The organism is Pseudomonas sp. BP01 (assembly GCF_022760795.1).
GTDB lineage: Bacteria > Pseudomonadota > Gammaproteobacteria > Pseudomonadales > Pseudomonadaceae > Aquipseudomonas > Aquipseudomonas putida_Q.
In genome coordinates, this window is sequence record NZ_JAFBKA010000028.1 from 1 (window position 1) to 22,546 (window position 22,546).

At 63.8% G+C, this 22,546-nt stretch carries 21 protein-coding genes; 8 read left to right on the top strand and 13 right to left on the bottom strand.

All coding sequences use genetic code 11. From position 1 onward, the window contains the following. Positions 1 to 164: 164 nt before the first annotated feature. The 3 genes from holA to leuS all read right to left on the bottom strand — a co-directional run bounded on the left by holA (position 165) and on the right by leuS (position 4,515). Positions 165 to 1,202 carry a DNA polymerase III subunit delta gene (gene holA, locus JOY50_RS21680; RefSeq protein ID WP_243055807.1) on the bottom strand — a complete coding sequence of 346 codons (1,038 nt, stop codon included), beginning with the start codon at positions 1,200 to 1,202 and terminating at the stop codon, positions 165 to 167. A gap of 39 nt (positions 1,203 to 1,241) precedes the next feature. Then, complete coding sequence (gene lptE, locus JOY50_RS21685) at positions 1,242 to 1,847, bottom strand: LPS assembly lipoprotein LptE (protein ID WP_019471726.1); 606 nt, start codon at positions 1,845 to 1,847, stop codon at positions 1,242 to 1,244. A 61-nt stretch (positions 1,848 to 1,908) separates the two neighbouring features. Beyond that, complete coding sequence (leuS, locus tag JOY50_RS21690; protein ID WP_132844193.1) at positions 1,909 to 4,515, bottom strand: leucine--tRNA ligase; 2,607 nt, start codon at positions 4,513 to 4,515, stop codon at positions 1,909 to 1,911. A gap of 228 nt (positions 4,516 to 4,743) precedes the next feature. On the opposite strand from leuS, the gene JOY50_RS21695 reads away from it, so the two are divergent. Then, positions 4,744 to 5,058 (top strand): hypothetical protein, encoded by a 315-nt coding sequence (locus JOY50_RS21695; protein ID WP_019471724.1) that lies wholly within the window; start codon positions 4,744 to 4,746, stop codon positions 5,056 to 5,058. Positions 5,059 to 5,193: 135 nt separating this feature from the next. Beyond that, positions 5,194 to 5,955, top strand: a complete 762-nt coding sequence (locus JOY50_RS21700; protein ID WP_132844195.1) for a YdcF family protein — start codon at positions 5,194 to 5,196, stop codon at positions 5,953 to 5,955. A 129-nt stretch (positions 5,956 to 6,084) separates the two neighbouring features. On the opposite strand, the gene lnt is transcribed toward JOY50_RS21700, so the two are convergent. Genes lnt through JOY50_RS21720 form a run of 4 tightly spaced genes read right to left on the bottom strand, consistent with a single transcriptional unit; the run spans position 6,085 to position 9,940 of the window. Beyond that, complete coding sequence (gene lnt, locus JOY50_RS21705) at positions 6,085 to 7,602, bottom strand: apolipoprotein N-acyltransferase (RefSeq protein ID WP_243055809.1); 1,518 nt, start codon at positions 7,600 to 7,602, stop codon at positions 6,085 to 6,087. Positions 7,603 to 7,610: 8 nt separating this feature from the next. Further along, positions 7,611 to 8,450: an HlyC/CorC family transporter gene (locus JOY50_RS21710; protein ID WP_019471721.1), complete on the bottom strand. Its 840-nt coding sequence runs from the start codon at positions 8,448 to 8,450 to the stop codon at positions 7,611 to 7,613. Between the two features lie 25 nt (positions 8,451 to 8,475). After that, a complete protein-coding gene (gene ybeY / locus JOY50_RS21715) occupies positions 8,476 to 8,949 on the bottom strand; it encodes an rRNA maturation RNase YbeY (protein WP_132844200.1) in 474 nt (157 codons plus the stop codon). Further along, positions 8,942 to 9,940, bottom strand: a complete 999-nt coding sequence (locus JOY50_RS21720) for a PhoH family protein (RefSeq protein ID WP_016712170.1) — start codon at positions 9,938 to 9,940, stop codon at positions 8,942 to 8,944. The genes ybeY and JOY50_RS21720 overlap by 8 nt, the downstream gene beginning before the upstream one ends. Before the next feature lie 275 nt (positions 9,941 to 10,215). Between JOY50_RS21720 and JOY50_RS21725 the strand changes: the two genes are divergently transcribed. Beyond that, complete coding sequence (locus JOY50_RS21725) at positions 10,216 to 10,542, top strand: DUF1820 family protein (RefSeq protein ID WP_016489346.1); 327 nt, start codon at positions 10,216 to 10,218, stop codon at positions 10,540 to 10,542. 3 nt (positions 10,543 to 10,545) lie between these two features. Here JOY50_RS21725 and JOY50_RS21730 read toward each other — a convergent pair whose 3' ends face one another. The 4 genes from JOY50_RS21730 to JOY50_RS21745 all read right to left on the bottom strand — a co-directional run bounded on the left by JOY50_RS21730 (position 10,546) and on the right by JOY50_RS21745 (position 14,113). After that, positions 10,546 to 11,091 carry a tetratricopeptide repeat protein gene (locus JOY50_RS21730; RefSeq protein ID WP_016489345.1) on the bottom strand — a complete coding sequence of 182 codons (546 nt, stop codon included), beginning with the start codon at positions 11,089 to 11,091 and terminating at the stop codon, positions 10,546 to 10,548. 286 nt (positions 11,092 to 11,377) lie between these two features. Then, on the bottom strand, positions 11,378 to 12,661 hold the full coding sequence (gene hemL / locus JOY50_RS21735; protein ID WP_019471719.1) for a glutamate-1-semialdehyde 2,1-aminomutase: 1,284 nt from the start codon (positions 12,659 to 12,661) through the stop codon (positions 11,378 to 11,380). 17 nt (positions 12,662 to 12,678) lie between these two features. Continuing rightward, positions 12,679 to 13,302, bottom strand: a complete 624-nt coding sequence (gene thiE, locus JOY50_RS21740) for a thiamine phosphate synthase (protein WP_132844202.1) — start codon at positions 13,300 to 13,302, stop codon at positions 12,679 to 12,681. Between the two features lie 13 nt (positions 13,303 to 13,315). Then, complete coding sequence (locus JOY50_RS21745; protein ID WP_132844205.1) at positions 13,316 to 14,113, bottom strand: hydroxymethylpyrimidine/phosphomethylpyrimidine kinase; 798 nt, start codon at positions 14,111 to 14,113, stop codon at positions 13,316 to 13,318. Between the two features lie 265 nt (positions 14,114 to 14,378). On the opposite strand from JOY50_RS21745, the gene JOY50_RS21750 reads away from it, so the two are divergent. The 4 genes from JOY50_RS21750 (at position 14,379) to JOY50_RS21765 (ending at position 20,493) form a co-directional block, all read left to right on the top strand. Further along, on the top strand, positions 14,379 to 16,367 hold the full coding sequence (locus JOY50_RS21750; protein ID WP_243055810.1) for a hybrid sensor histidine kinase/response regulator: 1,989 nt from the start codon (positions 14,379 to 14,381) through the stop codon (positions 16,365 to 16,367). A gap of 185 nt (positions 16,368 to 16,552) precedes the next feature. Continuing rightward, entirely contained in the window at positions 16,553 to 18,205 is a 1,653-nt protein-coding gene (locus tag JOY50_RS21755) for an acyl-CoA dehydrogenase family protein (RefSeq protein ID WP_132844214.1), read from the top strand. A gap of 134 nt (positions 18,206 to 18,339) precedes the next feature. Then, entirely contained in the window at positions 18,340 to 19,854 is a 1,515-nt protein-coding gene (gene amn, locus JOY50_RS21760) for an AMP nucleosidase (RefSeq protein WP_259375049.1), read from the top strand. Positions 19,855 to 19,860: 6 nt separating this feature from the next. Continuing rightward, entirely contained in the window at positions 19,861 to 20,493 is a 633-nt protein-coding gene (locus tag JOY50_RS21765; RefSeq protein WP_132844217.1) for a pseudouridine synthase, read from the top strand. 52 nt (positions 20,494 to 20,545) lie between these two features. Here JOY50_RS21765 and JOY50_RS21770 read toward each other — a convergent pair whose 3' ends face one another. Then, entirely contained in the window at positions 20,546 to 20,749 is a 204-nt protein-coding gene (locus JOY50_RS21770) for a DUF2788 domain-containing protein (protein ID WP_003249787.1), read from the bottom strand. 54 nt (positions 20,750 to 20,803) lie between these two features. After that, complete coding sequence (locus tag JOY50_RS21775) at positions 20,804 to 21,280, bottom strand: Lrp/AsnC family transcriptional regulator (RefSeq protein WP_016501780.1); 477 nt, start codon at positions 21,278 to 21,280, stop codon at positions 20,804 to 20,806. Positions 21,281 to 21,676: 396 nt separating this feature from the next. Between JOY50_RS21775 and JOY50_RS21780 the strand changes: the two genes are divergently transcribed. Then, complete coding sequence (locus JOY50_RS21780) at positions 21,677 to 22,513, top strand: DUF6515 family protein (RefSeq protein ID WP_243055812.1); 837 nt, start codon at positions 21,677 to 21,679, stop codon at positions 22,511 to 22,513. Positions 22,514 to 22,546: the final 33 nt, after the last annotated feature.

Below are 22,546 nucleotides of genomic sequence, written 5' to 3' on the forward strand. Positions count from 1 at the left end.
CTGTAGGGCTTGGTGCGGGGTGGGGCCAATTGATTGTGTTTATGGTCAGGATCCTGGGCATAGCATCCCTGTGGGAGCGGGCGTGCCCGCGAACACCGGCGAAGCCGTTGCCATCCACCGCGTCGCCTGATTCGCGGGCACGCCCGCTCCCACAGTGGCCCTGGTTACTCGGGGGGGAGGGTAAGGCGCTGGCCCGCCATCAACAGCGACAAGCGCGCAAGCCCCGTCCAGGGCGAGCCCTCGGCCTGGCCCTTGATCTGCGCATCGATACGCTGGGCATCCTGCAGCAACTGCGCCCAGCGTTGTGCCGACAAGCGTTGCAGGGCTTTGCTGACCAGCGGTCGGCGTTTGTCCCAGATCGGCGGGCGGGCCTGGCTGAAGGCCTTTTCCAGCGGCACCCCCTGGCTGAACTGTTGGGCCAGCCCAGCCAGTTGGCGCAGCTCGCGGGCCAGGGCCCAGAGGATCACGGGTGGTTCTACACCTTCACCCCGCAAGCCTTCGAGCATGCGCAGGGCATGCGCAGCTTCGCCGTTGAGAATGGCGTCGACCAGGCCGAAGACATCGAAGCGGGCGCTGTCGGCGACGGCGGCCTGCACGGTTTCCACGGTGATCTGGTTGCCGTCGGCGAGCAGCTTGAGCTTTTCGATTTCCTGCGCGGCGGCCAGCAGGTTGCCTTCCACGCGCGCAGCGATCAGGTCGACAGCGTCACGTTGCGCTGACAGGCCGGCTTGCTGCAGCCGCTGGTTGATCCACTGTGGCAACTGGTGCACATCCACCGGCCAGATCTGGATGAACTGGCAGTGCGCACCTTCGATCAAGGCCTTGCCCCACTTGGTCTTCTGCGCGCTGCCGTCGAGCTTGGGCAGGCTGACCAGCAGCAAGGTGTCTTCGGCGGGGTTGGCGCAGTATTCCATCAGTGCGGCGGCGCCCATGTCACCGGGCTTGCCCGAGGGCAGGCGCAGTTCCAGCAGGCGGCGCTGGGCGAAAAGCGACAGGCTGGCGCCAGCCTGGAGCAGGGTACCCCAGTCGAAGTTGGCGTCGGCACTGAATACCTGGCGTTCGTCAAAACCTTGCTGACGTGCCGCGTTGCGGATGGCGTCAGCGGCTTCCTGGCACAGCAGCGGGTCGTCGCCGCTGACCACGTAGACCGGTGCAAGGGCGCCTTGAAGGTGCTTGTTGAGTTGGGCGGGGGCGAGTTTCATGGGAAACAGGTGGGGCACCCGAGGGTGCCCCACGCGGGCTTAGTTGCCCGGTACTTCCAGTGGCGACTGCTGAGGCGTTTCGGCCTGCTGACGGCGGGCGGCCTCCAGCGCGTCGGCTTCGGCCTTGGCGCGTTCGTCGGCTTTGCGTTGCAGCTCGTCCAGCTGGGAAGGGCTCAGCATCTGCAGGCGGACGACCATGGCGTTGACCAGGTCGCGGCGCATTTCTGCGCGGGCGCGGGTGGCTTCCTGTTCTGAACCGGTGATGTTCGAAGCGTCACGCACGTAGACCTTGCGCACTTGCAGCTTGTCGCTCAGCAGCTCCAGGTTGTTCAGGCCCTGGATGCTGTAGTTCAGCTCTGTGGTCAGCTCGTACTCGGCGGTACGGTTGCCGCTGTTGTAGGTTGCCGAGCGCTCGCGCTCCTGCTCGTTGGTCAGCACCAGGCGGTAAGGTGCGCCGGCATGTACGTTGACACCGCTGCGCTTGAGTACCTCGCGCAGCTCGACCACGGTCGGGCCGTAGGCATTGCGTGCGCTGACGTCCATTTCCTTCACACTCAGCTCGGTGGAGCCGGTGCCGCGCAGCTGGAAACCGCAGGCGCTGAGCATGACCGCCAGGCCGATTACCAGCAAATTGCGTTTGATCATGTTGTTGCTCCCTTGTGGGCCTGTTCCGCCCACCCGCAGCCACTGCGGGTGGGCGTTTTCATCAGTTGGCGACGATGTTGACCAGCTTGCCCGGTACCACGATGACCTTGCGGATGGTCAGGCCATCGATGAAGCGCAGGACATTCTCGTTGCTGCGGGCGGCGGCTTCGACTTCTTCGCGGCTGGCCGCGGCAGGCATCTCGACCTGGCCGCGCAGTTTACCGTTGACCTGAACCACCAGGGTAACGGTGTCCTGCACCAGTGCCTGTTCGTCGACGCTCGGCCAGGCGGCATCGATCACCGACCCGGCGTGGCCGAGGTGCTGCCACAGCGCGTGGGAAATGTGCGGAGTGATCGGTGCCAGCAGCAGGGTGACGGCTTCCAGGCCTTCGTGCAGCAGGGCACGGTCCTGTTCGCTGGCCTGCGGGGCCTTTTCCAGTACGTTCATCACGGTCATCACCTGGGCGATGGCGGTATTGAACTTGTGGAACTGGCCTACATCGTTGCTGGCCTGCTTGATGGCGGCGTGGATGGCACGGCGGATGACCTTCTGCGCATCGTCCAGGGCGGCGATATCCAGCTTGCCCGGCAGGCCTTGGCTGACGTGGGCCTGTGCCAGGCGCCAGACACGGCGCAAGAAGCGGCTGGCACCTTCGACGCCGGAGTCGGACCATTCCAGGCTCATGTCGGGCGGCGAGGCGAACATCATGAACAGGCGGCAGGTGTCGGCGCCGTAGGCTTCGATCATCGATTGCGGGTCGACGCCGTTATTTTTCGACTTCGACATCTTCTCGGTGCCGCCGATTTCCACCGGCAGGCCGTCGGTCTTCAGCCGGGCACCGATGATCTTGGCCTTGGCATCGCGCTCGATCTCGACATCGGCCGGGTTGAACCAGTCCTTGCCGCCATTGCTGGCCACGCGGTAGTAAGTTTCGGCGACTACCATGCCCTGGGTCAGCAGGTTCTTGAACGGCTCGTTCGAGGTGACCAGGCCTTCGTCGCGCATCAGCTTGTGGAAGAAGCGCGCGTACAGCAGGTGCAGGATCGCGTGTTCGATACCACCGATGTACTGGTCTACCGGCAGCCAGTGGTTGGCGGCTTTCGGGTCGACCAGGCCCTTGTCGTAGTTCGGCGAGGCATAGCGCGCGAAGTACCAGGACGATTCGACGAAAGTGTCCATGGTGTCGGTTTCGCGCTTGGCCGCAGTGCCGCATTTCGGGCAGGTGCATTCGTAGAATTCTGGCATGCGCGCCAGTGGCGAGCCGGCGCCGTCCGGTACCACGTTCTCCGGCAGGGTGACCGGCAGCTGGTCTTCCGGCACCGGTACGTCGCCGCAGGACGGGCAATGGATGATCGGGATCGGGCAGCCCCAGTAGCGCTGACGGCTGATGCCCCAGTCGCGCAGGCGGAACTGGGTACGCGACTTGCCGAGGTCCTTGCGGATCAGGGCGGCTTCGATGGCGTCGAAAGCACCGGCGAAGTCCAGGCCGTCGTACTCGGCGGAGTTGATCAGCTGGCCGTGCTCGCCATAGGCGGCCTGCCACTCGCTGCCGACTTCATCGCCAGCGCTGGTGCGTACCACGGCCTTGACCGGCAGCTTGTACTTGTGGGCGAACTCGAAGTCGCGCTCGTCGTGGGCAGGTACGGCCATCACGGCGCCATCGCCGTAGTGCATCAGCACATAGTTGGCGACCCATACTGGCAGCTTCTCGCCGGTCAGCGGGTGCTCGACCAGCAGGGAAGTGGCCATGCCCTTCTTCTCCTGGGTCGCCATGTCGGCCTCGGCAACGCTGCCGCTCTTGCACTCGTCGATGAACGCCTGCAGCGCCGGGTTGCCCTGGGCAGCCTGGGTGGCCAGCGGGTGCTCGGCGGCAACGGCGACGTAGGTCGCGCCCATCAGCGTGTCCGGGCGGGTGGTGAAGACCTTGAGGGTGCCTTCGTGGCCGATGCTGGCCTGGTCGTACGGGAACTGCACTTCCATGCCGCGCGACTTGCCGATCCAGTTGCGCTGCATGGTCTTGACCTGTTCAGGCCAGCCCGGCAACTCGTCGAGGCTTTCCAGCAGCTCGTCGGCGTAGTCGGTGATGCGGAAGTAGTACATCGGGATTTCGCGCTTTTCGATCAGCGCGCCCGAACGCCAGCCACGGCCGTCGATGACCTGCTCGTTGGCCAGTACGGTCTGGTCCGCCGGGTCCCAGTTCACGGTGCCGTTCTTGCGGTAGATGATGCCTTTCTCGAACAGGCGGGTGAACAGCCACTGCTCCCAACGGTAGTAGTCGGGCTTGCAGGTGGTGACTTCACGTGCCCAGTCGATGGCTAGGCCCAGGCTCTTGAGCTGGGTCTTCATGTAGTCGATGTTTTCGTATGTCCACTTGGCCGGGGCGACGTTGTTTTTCATCGCCGCGTTTTCCGCGGGCATGCCGAAGGCGTCCCAGCCCATCGGCTGCAGAACGTTTTTGCCCAGCATGCGCTGGTAGCGGGCAATCACGTCACCGATGGTGTAGTTGCGCACGTGGCCCATGTGTAGCTTGCCGCTCGGGTACGGGAACATCGATAGGCAATAGTAGGTGTCTTTGCCTGGCTGTTCGGTAACAGCGAACGATTGTTGCTCGTCCCAGAAATTCTGGGCGGCGGCTTCGATATCACGGGGCGTGTATTGTTCGTGCATGGCTACTTTTGGCTGAGAGAGAAGAGACCTTGTTCCAGGCAGCGGAACCTCGCTGCAACCGGTACTCCGGTGTCGTTTAGAGTGAACGCCGTAGCATACAGCAGCGTTGCGTATCGTGGGAAACCTTCGTTGCGAATGCCCGCTGGTCGCGGCAGGCTGCTGCTTTTCATTGCGCCGCTAAGCTCAGGTGTGGGGGGAGATATTCTTTATCTTCAATGAGGTGAACGGATGGGAGAGACGCAGCTACCCGCAATCAAGCCGGAGCTTTACGAGCGCCTGATCGACCGGCTTGGCCTGGCGCTGGAAGCGGCCAGGACCTCGGTGCGATTGCGTGACGAGATGCCAGCCGAGCTGGAATTGCGCGGCCTGAGCCATGCCGAGTTCGAAGTGATCAAGGCCTACCTGGATGCCCTCCCGGAGCGCCAAAGTGCCTGTGCCGGCAGTTACCCACAAGCGGAGCCGACATCGGCCAAGATCATCTGGCTCAAGGACAAGAAACGCCCCGCCAATACGGCGAGATCCAGGACGCTGCCACATCGCTAGCCGTTCAGGATGCCAGCCGCAGGCCATCGCGCGCCGGTTCTTCAATATCACACAGCTCATGATTGGCGCCGGTCGAACCCTTGTTGACCGGCGCCGATCCTTTTAGGCTGCACGCCTGCCAGGGAGGTGTGGCCGATGCCGATCCGATTCTTCATCAAACAATGGCTGATGCCGCCGGGCATCCTGTTCCTGCTGCTGCTCGCGGCCTGGTGGCTGCGTGCGCGGCGGCCACGGTTGGCGGCCCTGTGCTTTGCCGTGGGGCTGGGTGGCCTGTGGCTGATGAGCCTGCCGCTGGTGGTGCAGGAAACCGCCCGCATGCTGGAAAGCGAGCCGCCGTTGGCCGTGAGCGACTGGGCCAGCCTGGCGAGCCGGGCGGATGCGATTGTGGTGCTGGGTGCGGGGCGTGAGCGCGGCGACCCTGCCTGGGGCGGTAGCGACCAGCCCACGGCCACGGCGCTGGAGCGCCTGCGCTTTGCCGCGCAGCTGGCCAAAGCATCGGGGTTGCCGGTGCTGACCAGTGGTGGGCTGCACTATGGCACCCCGCCGAGCGAGGCGCGGTTGATGGCTGATCGCTTGCGTGAAGACTTTGCAGTCGAGGTGAAATGGCGCGAAGAGGTCAGCCGCACGACCTGGGAAAATGCCCAGCTCACGGCCAAGGTGCTGCAGCCGTTGGGGATTCGCAGCGTGGTGGTTGTGACCCAGGCCTGGCACATGCAGCGCTCGCGCTGGAGCTTTGAACAGGCCGGGTTCGAGGTGGTGCCGGCACCGGTGGGGTTCCTGGGGCGCGATCATGCGCGGCCGTTTGCCGGGCTGCTGCCCGAGAGCCGGGCGATGTGGCAAAGCGGGCAGTTGCTGAATGAGGTGGTGGGGCTGGTGGGGTATCGGGTGTTCTATTGAAACTTGTGCTACCTGTGCTGGCCTCTTCGCGGGCTTGCCCGCTCCCACAGAATTAGCGCAGCCTTCGAGGCGTGTGCGGTACCTGTGGGAGCGGGCAAGCCCGCGAATAGGCCGGTACAGGCAGCATCATCAGACAGTTTTGGCTATGCGGCCTGCCAGCAACGCCCAGCCCAGCAGCAGCACACAGACAATCGCCAGCGGCCACGAGCGCCATTTCAGGTATGGCGTCAATTGCTCCATCGGCACCACTTCGCCATACAGCACCGCCTGCTGGAACTGCGGCACCTGCGTGGTAATGCGGCCAAACGGGTCGATCAGCGCGGTCACGCCGTTGTTGGTGGCGCGGATCATCCAGCGGCCGGCTTCCAGTGCGCGCATCTGCGCCATCTGCAGGTGCTGCAAGGGGCCGATCGATTTGCCGAACCAGGTGTCGTTGCTGATGGTCAGCAGCAGATCGCTGCGCGCGGCCAGGCCTGCGGCAAACTCGGGGTAAACCACTTCGTAGCAGATGTACGGCGCAATCTGATAGCCCTTGGCCTGCAGCAGCGGCTGGTCTTCAGGCCCGCGGGCGAAGTCGGACATGGGCAGGTTGAAGAACTCGATCATGCCCCGCAGCATGTCCTGCAACGGCACGTACTCGCCAAACGGCACCAGCTTCTGCTTGAGGTAGGTGCCATCGCCTTCACCGGTGACGGTGATGCCGTTGTAGTAGCGGCGCTGGTGATGCACCACTTCACGTACCGGCACGCCAGTGATCAGCGCCGAATGACGCTCGGCGGCGAAGCGGCCCATCACGTCGATGTAGCCCTGTGCCTGGTCCTTGAGCACCGGCACTGCGGTTTCTGGCCAGATCAGCAGGTCCACAGGTTTGGAGCTGAAACTCAGGTCACGGTACAGCGCCAGTTGCGCGTCGATGTGCGCCGGGTCCCATTTCAGGTCCTGCTCGACGTTGCCCTGAATGGCGGCCACTTTCAGCGGGTCGCCTGCCGGTTTGGTCCAGGCATGGCCCTTGAGCGCCAGGCCCAGTGCCCACGGGGCCAGCAACAGCAGGCAGGCCACGGCCAGGAACGACGGGCGGGCGCGCAGGCGGTGCAGGTTGCACAACAGGGCCGCCGTCAGCGCCAGGGCGAAGGAGACCAGCCACACGCCGCCCAGCGGTGCCAGGCCGGCCAGTGGGCCGTCCAGCTGGCTGTAGCCAGCGTAGAGCCAGGGGAAACCGGTCAGGAACCAGCCGCGGAAGGCCTCTTGCAGCAGCCACAGGGCGGCGAAGCACAACGCGTCGGCCAGTGGCGCTTCATTGCGCCTCAGCCAGCGTGCCCATAGCCAGGTGGGCAGGGCAAAGAACCAGGCCAGGGCGGCGAAGAACGCCAGTAGCAGCAGGATCGCCAGCAGCGGCGAGGCGCCGCCGTAGGTGTTCATGCTGACGTAGATCCACCAGGTGCCGGCGCCATACAGGCCGAAACCGAACCACCAGCCCCGCCACATGGCCTGGCGCGGGGTTAGCTCACGCAGGCCAAGGTAGAGCACGGCGATGGACAATATGGCCAGCGGCCAGATGTCGAACGGCGCCAGGGCCAGAAGGGTGGAGGCACCGGCCGCCAGGGCCAGCAGGTTACCGGGCCAGCCGGGGCGGGTGATCCAACGCATGTTTGTCCTTAACGGGTGATCGGGGTCAGGCGCAGCAAGTGTATCCGCCGGCTGTCGGCGTTGAGAATACGGAACTTGTAAGACCCGATCTCGGTGGTTTCGTTGCGCTTGGGCAGGTGGCCAAAGGCGCTCATCACCAGCCCGCCAACCGTGTCGAACTCGTCATCGGAGAACTCGCTGTCGAAGAACTCGTTGAAGTTCTCGATCGGGGTAAGCGCCTTGACCAGGAAGTCACCGCTTGGCAGCGGCTTGATGTAGCTGTCTTCCTCGACGTCGTGCTCGTCCTCGATATCGCCGACAATCTGCTCCAGCACGTCTTCGATGGTGACCAGGCCCGCCACACCGCCATATTCGTCGATGACGATGGCCATGTGGTTATGGTTGGCGCGGAACTCGCGCAGCAACACGTTCAGGCGCTTGGACTCGGGCACGAAGGTGGCCGGGCGCAGCAGGTCCTTGATGTTGAAGCTGTCGCCGTTCTCCTTGAGGATCAGCGGCAGCAGGTCTTTGGCGAGCAAGACCCCGAGCACATCGTCGTGGCTTTCGCCGATCACCGGGTAGCGCGAGTGCGCGGCGTCTATCACCGCTGGCAGAAACTCGCGCGGCGACTGGCCGGCCTTGATGCTGTTCATCTGCGAGCGCGGCACCATGATGTCGCGCACCTGCAGGTCGGCGACCTGGATGGCGCCTTCGACGATGGTCAGCGCTTCGCTGTCCAGCAATTTGTTCTGATGGGCTTCGCGCAGCAGCTCAAGGAGCTCCTGGCGGTTTTTCGGCTCATGGGCAAAAGCCTGGGTCAGTTTGCCCAGCCAGGACTTTTGCCCGTTGCTCGATCGATCTTCGCTCATGGCGGTTCTCGTGATCCTTCGTGTTTCAGTGTGTGATTGAGTCGGTTTCATCGTCGGCGTACGGGTCGGGGTGACCCAGTTCTGCCAGCAATTCCCGTTCCAGGCTTTCCATTTCTTCGGCTTCCTCATCATCGATGTGGTCGTAGCCGAGCAGGTGCAGGCAACCGTGGATGACCAGGTGCGCCCAGTGGGCCTCCAGCGACTTGCCTTGTTCGGCCGCTTCGCGCTCGACCACCGCGACACAGATCACCAGGTCGCCCAGCAGCGGGATATCGAGCAGGTCATCGGGCACATCGGCCGGGAACGACAGCACATTGGTCGCGTAGTCTTTATGCCGGTAGGTGTGATTCAGCTCTCGGCCTTCGGTTTCGTCGACCAGGCGAATGGTCATTTCCGAGTCGGCGCTGCGCTGGCGCAGGGCCAGTTCGCACCAGCGGCGGAAGGCGGCGTCATCCGGGGCGGCAGCGTCCGTGGCCCGTTGGATATCAAGTTCAAGCATCTTTGCCGGGCGCCTCGGGCTTGGCCTGGCGGGCTTCGAAGCGGTCGTAGGCTTCTACAATGCGCTGCACCAGTGGGTGACGAACCACATCTTTGGGTTGGAAGTGGGTAAAGCTGATGCCCGGAACGTCCTTCAGCACCTCGATGACGTGTGCCAGGCCCGACTTGGTGCCACGTGGCAGGTCGACCTGGGTGATGTCGCCGGTGATCACCGCGGTGGAGCCGAAGCCGATGCGGGTGAGGAACATTTTCATCTGTTCCAGCGTGGTGTTCTGGCTTTCGTCGAGGATGATGAAGCTGTTGTTCAGGGTGCGGCCACGCATGTAGGCCAGCGGGGCGATCTCGATCACCTGGCGCTCGATCAGCTTGGCCACGTGTTCGAAGCCGAGCATTTCGTAAAGGGCGTCGTACAGCGGGCGCAGGTACGGGTCGATCTTCTGCGCGAGGTCGCCGGGCAGGAAACCAAGCTTTTCGCCTGCCTCCACCGCCGGGCGCACCAGCAGGATGCGGCGCACCTGTTCGCGCTCAAGCGCGTCCACGGCGCAAGCTACGGCGAGGTAGGTCTTGCCGGTACCGGCCGGGCCAATGCCGAAGTTGATGTCGTTGGCCAAGATTTCCTTCACGTAGCGCTGCTGGTTGAGCCCGCGCGGGCGAATGTTGCCCTTGCGCGTACGCAGCGACACGCTGACCTCGTTGACCGCCGGGTTGTCGATGTTCTCGACAGCCGACTCCTGCAGGTACAGGTGCACGGTTTCGGGCGACAGGTCGGTGGCCTTGGTCTCGCGGTAGAGACGGCGCAGCAACTGTTCGGCCGCAGAGGTGGTCTTGGGTTCGCCGATCAGTTCGAACTGATTGCCGCGGTTGCGGATTTCGATGGCCAGGCGCTGTTCGATCAGGCGCAAGTGCTCGTCGAACTGCCCGCACAAGTTGGCGAAACGGTGGGCCTCGAAGGGCTCGAGGATGAAACGATGGGGTTCTATGGGTGCGTTCAAGGTCGTTTTTAGCCGCTCGACGGCAATGGGTGTGAACTCAAGAATAACCCTTGAATGCCAGTGGCGAAAGCACTGAAACGTTCAACGGTATGTACTGCCTGTTCTGGCCCTGTCGCCGGCAAGCCAGCTCCCACAGGTACTGCACAGGCCTCAGGCTTGCCCAGGACCTGTGGGAGCTGGCTTGCCGGCGATGAGGCCGGTGCAGCAGGCGCAGATCTGCAGACCTGTCTGCTATGATGCGCCCCTTTTCTTACGCATGTGTTATTCCACCAGACATGAGCAAACGCGAACCTGCCATCTATAAAGTGATCTTCCTCAACCAGGGGCAGGTCTTCGAGATGTATGCCAAGCAGATCTATCAAAGCGACCTGTGGGGCTTTCTGGAAATCGAGGAGTTCGTGTTCGGCGAGCGCTCGCAACTGGTGGTGGACCCGAGCGAGGAGAAGCTCAAGAGCCAGTTCGAGGGGGTAATCCGCAGTTTCGTGCCAATGCACTCGATCGTGCGAATCGACGAAGTCGAGCGGCTGGGCACGGCAAAGATCAGCGAAGCCAAGGGTGGCGGCAATGTGATGCCGTTCCCGATGCCAATGCCGGAAAAGTAACCCTCAGGGGAGCGGCGAGAACGGCGTGCGCCCTTCGGCGTTTTGCAGTTCCAGCAGGTATTTGCGGAAGATCTGGCCGAGCACCTGGGTGGCATGCTCCAGCTCGTCGCGGGGCATTTGCTCGGTGACTTCGTCGGCCATGTCCAATGCATCTTCGGCACCGTTGACCGCGGCCATCTTCAGCAGGATGTAGGCCTGCACGTTGTTGGCCTTGACCCCTTCGCCATGGAAGAACATGGCACCCAGGCGGTACTGGGCGTCGGCCTGGCCTTGCAGCGAAGCCTTCTGGAACCAGTCCAGGGCTTTGTCGAGGTTTTTCGGGGTTTGCGTGTAGTAGTACTCGCCCAGTTCGAATTGTGCCTGGGCATCCCCCGCAGTTGCCGTCTGCTCGCAGGCCTTGAGGGCGTTTGCCAGGTCTTCAGGCTGAACATTCAAGGTGCAGCGGCCCGTCGCCGGAATAAGCAACGAGTTACCGCCCTCCGCCAAGGCCAGCAGGGGCTGAAGAAGCAACAGGCAGCCCAGGGTCAGGGCGCGGCCGGTGCGGTTCATGGGGATCGACTTACCTCTGCAAAGCTGCGGCCAATGTCTCTGGTGGCACATTATGGGATAAGCAGCGCCAACCTTACAAAGTTTTACTCGAATTTCTGCTTGGTTGGGGAAGTCAGCTGATTGCGCATGCGTAATTATTGCCTGTACCGGCCTCTGTGGGAGCGGCCTTGTGTCGCGATAGGGCTGCGCAGCAGCCCCAGAATTCCAGCAGAAATGCATCAATTGCTGGGGCCGCTTTGCGGCCCTATCGCGACACAAGGCCGCTCCCACAAAGGGGAGTAGCTGCTTATTTCAGGGCGGCAAAGGCCTTTTCAGCCGCATCCAGGGTGATCTGCAGCTCCTTGTCGCCATGGGCGATGGAGGTGAAGCCCGCCTCGAACGCGCTGGGTGCCAGGTACACGCCGCCATCCAGCATCAAATGGAAGAAGCGCTTGAAGCGCTCGGCATCGCTGCTCATCACGTCTTCGAAGGTGACGATGTCGTCGGCGCCGCTGAAGTACAGGCCGAACATGGCACCCGCCTGGGTGGTGACGAACGGTATGCCAGCAGCATCGGCACGTTGTTGCAGGCCATCGAGCATGCGGCTGGTGTAGTCGGTCAGCTCGGCGTGGAAGCCCGGGCGGCTGATCAGCTTCAGAGTAGTGAGGCCGGCGGCCATGGCCAGTGGGTTGCCCGACAGGGTGCCGGCCTGGTAGACCGGGCCGAGTGGGGCGATGCAGCCCATGATTTCGCGTTTGCCGCCGAAGCAGCCGACCGGCATGCCACCACCGACGATCTTGCCGAAGGTGGACAGGTCCGGCTTGATGCCGTAGTGGCCCTGGGCCCCGCCCAGCGAGACGCGGAAGCCGGTCATCACTTCGTCGAAGATCAGCACCACGCCGTGTTTGTCGCACTGCTCGCGCAGGCCTTCAAGGAAGCCCGGCGCCGGTGGGACGCAGTTCATGTTGCCGGCCACGGGCTCGACGATGATGCAGGCCACAGTCTGGCCGACGTCTGCCAAGGTTTTCTCGACCGCGGCGATGTCGTTGAACGGCAGGGTCAGGGTGTGCTTGGCGAAGTCTGCCGGCACGCCGGCCGAGCTTGGCACGCCCTGGGTCAGCAGGCCGGAACCGGCTTTTACCAGCAGGCTGTCGGAGTGGCCGTGGTAGCAGCCTTCGAACTTGATGATGGCGTCACGGCCGGTGTAGCCACGGGCCAGGCGAATGGCGCTCATGGTGGCTTCGGTGCCCGAGCTGACCATGCGGACCATCTCCATGGACGGCACCAGCGAGCAGACCAGGTCGGCCATGTCGGTTTCCATGGCGGTGGGTGCGCCGTAGGACAGGCCGTGCTCCAGCTGCTTGCGTACCGAGTCCAGTACGTCCGGGTGGCCGTGGCCGAGGATCATCGGGCCCCAGGAGCCGACGTAGTCGACGTAGCGCTTGTCGTCCTCGTCAACGACATATGCGCCTTCGGCATGCTTGAAGAACAGTGGCGTGCCGCCAACGCTCTTGAAGGCGCGGACCGGCGAGTTGACGCCGCCTGGGATGTGCTTCTGGGCTTTGGCGAACAGGTCTTCGGAACGGGACATGAAAGGTTCTCTCGAAATCAGGATGCGAACAAGGCGTTGAAGGCGCGGGCGCGGCGGGTGACTTCTTGCGCGCTGTCGGCACCGAACAGGCCATGGATCACCGCCAGCAGGTCGGCGCCGTGGGCGACCAGCGGGGCGGCGTTGTCGAGGGTGATGCCGCCGATTACGGCAATCGGCAGTTTCACCTGGGCACGCGCCTGCTCCAGCAGTTCGACGTTGGCGGCGGACGCGCCCGGCTTGGTAACGGAATTGAAGAAGCGGCCAAAGGCGACGTAGCTGGCACCTTCGCTGGCTGCCTGGGCGGCCAGCTCGAGGCTGGCGTGGCAGGTGGAGCCGATGATCGCCCGGCGGCCGAGCAGGGCGCGGGCCGGGGTCAGCGGGCCGTCAGTCTGGCCCAGGTGTACGCCGACGCCCAGGCGCGCGGCCAGTTCGGCGTCATCGTTGATGAGCAGCTGGGTGCCGTAGCGCTCGCAGAGCTTCATCAGCCCTTCGGCTTCACGCAGGCGGCGCGCCGCGTCGTCACTTTTGTCGCGGTACTGCAGCAGGCACACGCCGCCTTCCAGTGCCGCCTCGACATGGGACAGGAAACGGCCAGCGAGCAGCTGGCTGTCGGTGATGGCGTACAGACCGCGTAGCTTCATTGAAGGCCTCGTATCAGGAGCAGAAGTCCAGGGGCAGGCGGCGCGGCACATACTGGCCCCGGCCCAGCTGCTCGGCGTCACGCAGGGTGCGCCAGGTGTAGTCCAGGGCGCTGCGCACGGCGCTTTCCAGCTGCTCGCCGAGGGCCAGGCGGCCAGCCAGGGCGCTGGCCAGGGTGCAGCCCGAGCCATGATAGCTGCCTGGCAGGCGCTGGCAGGTCCAGGTGTGGTGCTGACCGTCCTGGGTGTACAGGCGGTTGTGAATTTCGTCTTCGTCGCCGTGACCGCCGGTGATCAGCAGGTGTCTACAGAACGGCAGCAGCTTTTCGGCACATTCGTCGGCGGTGCCTTCGGGCAGTTCGGCGAGGATGCGGGCTTCTGGCAGGTTTGGTGTGGCAATGGTCGCCAGCGGCAGCAGGCGTTCGCGCACGGCGTAGCCCACTTCGTCCTTGCCCAGGCGGCCACCGCCGCCAGCACGCAGGACCGGGTCGCAAACCAGCGGCAGGTGCGGGTGGGCGGCCAGCAGTTCGGCGACGGTGTCGACCATCTCGATCGAGCCGAGCATGCCCAGCTTGACGGCGGCCACCGTGGAGTCGGCCAGTACGGCATTGGCCTGGGCCAGTACCCACTCGCGGTCGAGCACGCGGAAGTCGGAAACGTTGACGGTATCCTGCACGGTCAGGGCGGTCACTGCGGGTGCAGCGTGACAGCCTTGGGCGATCAGGGCTTCGATATCTGCCTGCAGGCCGGCGCCGCCACTGGGGTCGTGGCCGGAGAGACAGAGGACAACGGGGCGGGAGCTGTAGGTATTCATGGTCGGCGAGCTTACCACCAAACCTGTTTGGGCGGATCGTCCGACAAACGAGATTTACTGATCGATCGGTCAGATATTTGTTTGTGGCTCTGCTGAAAGTATTGATTTAGAGCGTTTTCTTTGGTTTTTGACATGACCGATTGCCAGGTTTGGAAGCTATGCTAGAGTGCTCGGATAACTCGACAAACGGGTTCTGCCGGATCACGTCGTCTCAAACGGATGGGAGGCTACCGCGACGCGACCGGACAGGCCATGCTGGGGCTGTATGCGCTATTTGCTGATTGTGCTTCTGGGCTTGCTGCCCGTGCTGGCCGGAGCCGTCGATTTCGACGACGCTACCCGGCATCTTCCGTTGGGCAAGGCCATGCAGGTTTACGAAGACCTCGATGGCAGTGCCAGCATCGCCCAGGTCAGTGCCCCCGGGTTTGCCAAATTCTTCCGCCCCCACCACGAAGACGTGCTCAATGCCGGTTACTCCAGCTCGGTTTTCTGGCTCAAGGTCGAGCTGCGCCCTGTGGCCGCGCCCAGCGCTGCCCCACGGCAATGGTTGCTGGAGCTCGCCTATCCGCCGCTGGACCACATCGAGCTGTACCTGCCAGACGGCAAGGGTGGCTTTCGCCTGGCCCAGCGCACCGGCGATGCCTTGCCCTACGACAGCCGCCAGATCCGGCAGAACAGCTACCTGTTCGAACTGCAACTGCCGCCTGGGCAGGTAACCACCGCCTATCTGCGGCTGCACAGCCAGGGCTCGGTGCAGGCGCCGCTGGCGCTATGGTCCGCCGAAGCCTACATGGAGGAGCAGCCTACGCGCTTGTATGTGCTGGGGATCATCTACGGTGTGTTGCTGGTGATGCTGGTGTACAACCTGTTCATCTACCTCAGCGTGCGCGACGTCAGCTACCTCTACTACATCCTCTATATCGCCTCGTTCGGTTTGTATCAGGTGTCGGTGAACGGTGCGGGCGTGGCCTACTTCTGGCCGGACAGCCCCTGGTGGGCGAACGCCTCGACGCCGCTGTTCATTGGTGCGGCAGGCCTGTTCGGCTGCCAGTTTGCCCGGCACTTCCTGCAACTGGGCAACATCAGCCGTGGTTTCGACCGGCTGCTGCAGCTACTGATGCTGGGCGGTGCGCTGGTCATGGTGCTGGCGGTGAGCATGCCCTACGGCATTGCCCTGCGCATGGCCACGCTACTGGCTTTACTGTTCACCGTTAGCATCTTCAGCGCTGGCTTGTACGCCTGGTGGCGTGGCTTGCGCGTGGCGCGCTGGTTCATCATCGCCTGGACGGCGTTTCTGCTTGGAGGCTTGGTCAACACCTTGATGGTGCTGGGCTACCTGCCAAATGTGTTCATCACCATGTATGCCAGCCAGTTGGGTTCTGCGCTGGAGGTGGCGTTGCTGTCGCTGGCGCTGGCCGACCGGATCAACAGCCTGCGTGAGCAACAGGCGCGAACCTTGCGCGAGACCGGGCGCACGCTGGAGCAACTGAACCTGGAACTGGCCAGGAGCAACCGCCTGAAAGACGAGTTTCTGGCCAGCGTGACCCATGAGCTGCGCACCCCGATGAATGGCGTTATCGGCTCGCTGGAGCTGATGCACACCCTGCCGATGGAAGCCGAAATGGCCCAGTACCACCGCACGGCGGTGGGGTCGGCGCAAGGCATGATGGACATGGTCGACGCCATTCTTACCCTGTCCGAGCTGCAGGCAGGCCGCCTGCGCGCGCAGCCGGCGCCGTTCAGCCTGCGCGCACTGCTGCAGGGCTTGCGCGCCGGTTATGCCGGGCAGGCCCTGCGCAAAGGCTTGTACCTGAGCCTGGACATACCGGCCGACCTGCCGGACGGGCTGCTGGGCGACGGGCGGAAGCTGGCGCATTGCCTGGGCTGCCTGGTAGACAACGGTTTGAAGTTTACCCATCAGGGCGGGGTGATGATCCAGGTGCGCGGCCGCCGGTTGGGGCCGGGCGACCTGGCCTTGACCTTTACCGTCAGTGATAGCGGTATCGGCTTCGATGACCTGGAGCAGTCGACCCTGTACCAGCGGTTCTTCCAGGTCGACGGTTCGATGACCCGGCGGTATGGCGGCCTGGGGATTGGCTTGTCGATCTGCCGGCAGATGGGGGAGTTGCTGGGGGCCAAGTTGGCGCATGAATCGACGCGCGGGTTGGGGAGCCGGTTCGAGTTGAGTTTGAACGTGGCGATTTCGCAGGTGCAGATGAGCCCGAGCATGCTGCAGACGCGGCGCTCGCTTTGAAGGCGTGGCATTAGGTTGAGGCTGAAAGGTGCTCGCCGTGGCAGGTGCAGCACCTGTCAGCCCTGATGCCTTCCCAAGACAGGCGCCACCCCCACCACACGTTTAGTCATTAATGCCCCTTTGACTCCCCCGCAAGCAGTGCTTCACTGGGTCTCTCAAGCCTACCCGGATCCAGGAGCCCCCCGATGAACCTGCACCAGTACGCTGAAACCCACGAAGTCACCAACCAGCCACCGTCCCTCGACGGCGCCAACCTGTACCGCCTCGACCTGCCATTGCAGGAGTGGTCACGGCGTTTCGGCGCGGGCTGGGCCGAGTCGCGGATAGATGCCTACGGCGCCCTGGCGGGCGGCCCGCTGATGCAGGCAGGTTTCCTGGCCAACGCGCACAAGCCGGAGTTCATCAGCCACGACCGCTATGGCCATCGCATCGACCTGGTCGAGTTCCACCCGGCCTACCACGAACTGATGCGCACCGCCGTCGAGCACGGCCTGCCTTCTTTACCATGGGCCGAACCCCGCGCTGGCGCCCATGTGGCACGCGCGTCGATGACTTACCTGCACAGCCAGGCCGAAGCCGGTACCGGCTGCCCGCTGACCATGACCTTCGCCGCCGTGCCGGCGCTACGCCTTCAGCCCGAACTGGCCGAGTACTGGCTGCCGAAAATCCTGGCCTGCGAATATGACCCGCGCAACGTCGGCGACCGGCACAAGGCCGGGGTTACCCTGGGCATGGCCATGACCGAGAAGCAGGGCGGCACCGATGTGCGCGCCAATACCACGCGGGCGTATCCGGTGGGCGCACCTGGCCCAGGCCAGCCATATGAGCTGGTCGGGCACAAGTGGTTCTGTTCTGCGCCCATGTGCGATGCCTTCCTCACGCTGGCGCAAACCGACAAAGGCCTTAGCTGCTTCCTGCTGCCGCGCCACCGCCCGGACGACAACCGCAACCAGTTTTATATCCAGCGCCTGAAGAACAAGCTGGGCAACAGCTCCAACGCCTCCAGCGAGGTGGAGTTCCGTGGTGCGCTGGCCTGGATGATCGGCGAAGAAGGGCGGGGTGTGCCGACCATCATCGAGATGGTCGCCATGACCCGTTTCGACTGCATGGTCGGTTCCAGCGCGCTGATGCGTCAGGCGTTGACTCAGGCGGCCCACCACTGCGCGCACCGTAAGGTTGGCGGGCGGTTGCTCAATGAGCAGCCGCTGATGCAGAACGTGCTGGCTGACCTGGCCTTGGAAAGCGAGGCTGCACTGGCCCTGAGCCTGCGCATGGGGCAGGCGCTGGAGCAGCTCGACGACCCGCAGCAGGCGCATTTCGCCCGGCTGGTCACGGCAGTGGGCAAGTACTGGATCTGCAAGCGCGCGCCGGCCATGATCAACGAGGCCGCCGAATGCCTGGGCGGTGCGGGTTATGTCGAAGACAGCATCCTGCCACGGCTGTACCGCGAGGCACCGGTCAATTCGACCTGGGAAGGCTCTGGGAATGTGCAGTGCCTGGATGTGCTGCGAGCCTTGTCCAAGGAGCCGGGCGTGCTCGATGCGCTGTTCGCCGAATTGGGCGACGGGCATGGAGATCCGCGGCTGGCGGCGTATATCGGCAACCTCAAGGGGGCATTTGCCGACACCGGCGACATACAGTACCGCGCGCGGCAGCTGACCGAGGATATCGCCCTGGCGCTTCAGGCCAAGCTGTTGCTGGAGGCGGGCAATGCGGTGGTCAGTGACGCGTTTATCGGTAGCCGCCTGACGGGTGGTGGACGAGTGTACGGGGCGCTGCCACGGGGTGTGGATGTGCAGGCACTGGTGAGCAGGGCAACGCCTGCCTGGCCGAGTTGAGGTGGCTTTGAAGGGCTCATCGCCGGCAAGCCAGCTGCCACAGGTAATGCACAAGGTTCGATAGCGGTGGAGTACTTGTGGGAGCTGGCTTGCCGGCGATGACGCCGGTACTGACCGCCGGGGATGTAATTGCCATGAAACGCAGGCAAGATGGTTCACATGCATGTCCAGACAGGAAGCACAGTGTGAGCCACGCTTTTGTAGTCGTTGATACCCCCGAACAGGCCGTCGACCGTCTGGCGGCCCTGCATGAACAGGCCACCGGGGCCCTGAGCCAGGCCCTCAAGCGTTACCTGAAGGACCGTACCGAGCCGGGCGCCGATGAGCGCGACCTGTTCCGCTACCCGGCATTGCGCCTGACCTACTACAGCCACGGTGAGGTCGCCGCCACCACGCGGGCCTATGCCAAGGTGCAGGTGGCCGGTACCTACAGCGTCACCGTCACCCAGCCAGCCGCGTTTCGTGGCTACCTGCTGGAGCAGCTGCGCCCGTTGATGCACGACTACACCGTCACGGTAGAGGTGGGCATCAGCGAGCAGAACATTCCGTACCCTTACGTGGTCGACCAGGGTGACGAACTGGCCGGCAGCGGCATTACCGCCGCGCAGCTGGCGCGGGTGTTCCCCAGCACTGACCTGTCGGCCGCTACCGACAACATCGCCGATGGCCTGTACGACTGGGACCGTGCCGAAATCTTTCCGTTGGCGCTGTTCGACGCCGCGCGCGTCGACTTTTCGCTGCGCCGCCTGGTGCACTACACCGGCAGCGACTGGCGTCATGTGCAGCCGTGGATCCTGCTGACCAACTACCACCGTTATGTCGACCAGTTCATCAGCCACGGTCTGGAGCAACTTCGCGACGACCCGCGCTTCGTGCGCATGGTGCTGCCGGGCAACGTGGTGATCGAAAAAGCCATGGACCACGGCGAGACCCAGGCCCTGGTCGCCAGCGTTATCTGGCACCGTTACCAGATGCCGGCCTACCACCTGATCGCCGCTGACGGCGACGGCGTGACCTTGGTCAACATTGGTGTCGGCCCGTCCAACGCCAAGAACATCACCGACCACCTGGCCGTGCTGCGCCCGCACTGCTGGCTGATGATCGGCCACTGCGGCGGCTTGCGACAGTCGCAAACCATTGGCGACTACGTGCTGGCCCACGCCTACATGCGTCGTGACGGTATTCTCGACCGGGTGGTGCCGCCGAACATCCCGATTCCAGCCCTGGCCGAAGTGCAGATGGCCTTGCAGGAGGCTGCCGCGCAGGTCACCGGCGAGCGTGGCGAACAACTCAAGAAGCGCCTGCGCACTGGTACCGTGCTGACTTACGACGACCGCAACTGGGAGCTGCGATGGGCCCAGGAACGCCCGCTCATCAACCTGTCGCGCGCAGTGGCAGTGGACATGGAAAGCGGCACCATTGCCGCCCAGGGTTATCGTTTGCGCGTGCCGTACGGCACCTTGCTGTGCGTGTCCGACAAGCCGCTGCACAGCGAGATCAAGCTGCCGGGTTCGGCCAACGCCTTCTACAACCGGGCGGTCAGCCAGCACCTGAAGATCGGCATTGCTGCCCTCGACCTGTTGCGCACCGAGCTCAACTCGCTGCACTCGCGTAAACTGCGCAGCTTCGATGAGCCGCCGTTCCGCTGAGGATCCATGTCACTGCCACCCCGTAACAAGCCGCGCCGCCCCCAGGCGCGGCCTGCCGCCGGCCCGCGTCGCCAGCCCAAGGCGCCACCGGCCGAGCCGCGCCTGATCCTGTTCAACAAACCGTTCGACGTGCTGACCCAGTTCAGCGACGGCGAAGGGCGCGCGACCCTCAAGGACTTCATCGACATCGCGGGCGTGTACCCGGCCGGGCGCTTGGACCGCGACAGTGAAGGCCTGCTGTTGCTGACCAACGATGGCGCGCTGCAGGCGCGTATTGCCGACCCCAAGCACAAGCTGGCCAAGACTTACTGGGTGCAGGTGGAAGGGGAACCGAGCGACGAGCAGTTGCAGCGCTTGCGTGATGGCGTGGAGCTGAACGATGGGCTGACTTTGCCGGCCGAGGCGCGGCGCCTTGAAGAACCCGAACTGTGGCCACGCAACCCGCCGGTACGCTTTCGCAAGAGCGTGCCGACCAGCTGGCTGGAACTGGTGATCCGCGAGGGGCGCAACCGCCAGGTACGGCGGATGACGGCGGCGGTGGGGCTGCCGACCTTGCGTTTGGTGCGGGTGCGGATTGGTGACTGGGCGCTGGATGGGCTGGAGCAGGGTTGCTGGCGGGAGGTCCCTGCCAAGCTTTAGTTCAGGTCACGGGCCTGTTCGCGGGCACGCCCGCGAATGGGCCTGAAATTTTTTATACGCCTTCCAGAAACCCCACCACCACGCTCTTGATGATAAAGGCCAGCACCCCCAGCCCCAGCACGAAGAACAGGATCAACGTTCCGAACTTGCCGGCCTTGGACTTTTTCGCCAGGTCCCAGACGATGAAGCCCATGAAACCGATCAACACGGTGACCAGGATGATCATCATCCACTCTTCGAATACGGCGGGATCCATCTGTGTTCTCCAGGCAGGCTGAGCAGCCGAGTATACGCCGGCTACCGTGGGCGTTTAACGCAGGTGGGTCAATGGCAGCTCGGTGCTGGCCAACACCTGGTTGAGCACGAAGCTCGAACGCACGCTGGTGACGCCTTCAATACGGGTCAGGCTGCCTAGAAGCAGTTTCTGGTAATGGTCCATGTCCGGCACCACCACTTTGAGCTGGTAGTCGGCATCCATCCCGGTGACCAGGCTGCATTCAAGCACCTGCGGCAGGATACGGATGGCCGCTTCGAAGGTTTCAAAGCGCTCCGGGGTGTGGCGGTCCATGCCGATCAGCACGTAGGCGGTCAGGCTCAGGCCCAGCTTCTTGCGGTCGAGCAGGGCCACCTGGCGCGAGATGTAGCCGTCGTCCTCCAGTTGCTTGACCCGACGCGAGCATGGCGAAGGCGACAGGCCAATGCGTTCGGCCAGTTCCTGGTTGGAAATGCGCGCATCGCGCTGCAATTCGGCGAGGATGCTCAGGTCGTAGCGGTCAAGTTTGCTCATGGCATTTGCCCTTTTCTGTTCGTATTGCGGCGAATTATCAATCCAGGGTGAAAAATTGCGCAAGTGCTATTTATCTGAGCAATCTTCGCAATCCTCTGCCGCAACCTGTCCGGTATCTTTATCCACAGAATCACTGCCCGGACATCAGTCCACGGCGACGCGCTCTAGGCGGGCGGTCGCGGCCAACCATCCAACAGGATGCGCCAGGCCCCCGGGCTACACACCCTCCAGAAGACGGTGTGAGGTGAGCCGGCGCCACAAGTGCCGAGCACGGACGACAATTTCAGAAGGGAGGCCCTGGGGCCTCCCTTTTTTCTGTCTGGAAATTTAATTGGCCTGCGTGGCCGTCACGGTAGACTGGCGGTGGTTGCCGTATTTACTACCGAGAGGAACACCATGAAGTCGCGCATCTGGCCGTTGGCAGGTGTTGGTTTGCTGGGTTTGAGCATCAGCCTGGGGGCCTTGGCCGAAGGGCCGGGTGAAGGGCATGGCGAACGAGGCCAGCAGGGGCAGGCAGAAGGCACGCCCGGCCGCTCGCTGAACTCGCGCGACGAAGTGCGCCAGACCCAGCCGCCAAGGCAAGGTTACTACCAGGACATTCCCCGGCGCCACGGCGATAACCATCAATGGGAAGCTGGCGGCCCGGGGCAACGCCCCGGTGGCGACTGGCAGGGGCGCCCGGATGGCCACGGCAATGGCTGGGGGCCTGGGCCGCAGTATCGACCGGGTCACACTGTCGATCATTTCCCCGACCGCTACTGGAAAGTGCCTTACCGGGGGGCGGACTACTTCTACTCCGGTGGCTACTGGTATCGCCCCCATGGTGGCAGTTACATCGTGGTGACCCCGCCTTACGGGGTGCGGGTCAATTACCTGCCGTCCTATGCCCAGGAGGTCTGGCTGGGTGGGGCGATGTTCTTCCTGGTGGCCGACACCTATTACCAGTACCTGGCTGCCAGCCAGGAATATGTGGTGGTCAACCCGCCCGTCGGTGCCCCTGCGCCTGTACAGGTGGCACCGGCAAACGGCGGGTATGACGTGGTGGCTTACCCGATGAACGGGCAGGGGCAACAGCAGCAGGAGCAGGACCGCTACCAGTGCCACCGCTGGGCGGTGAGCCAGTCGGGGTTCGACCCGGCGACGGCGACCTACGCACCGGCGGCCAATGTGCTCGACACCTACCGGCGGTCGCTGGGCGCCTGCTTCAGTGGGCGGGGTTACAGCATCAACTGAGCCAGATGTGCTGTCTGTCCCGGCCCTATCGCC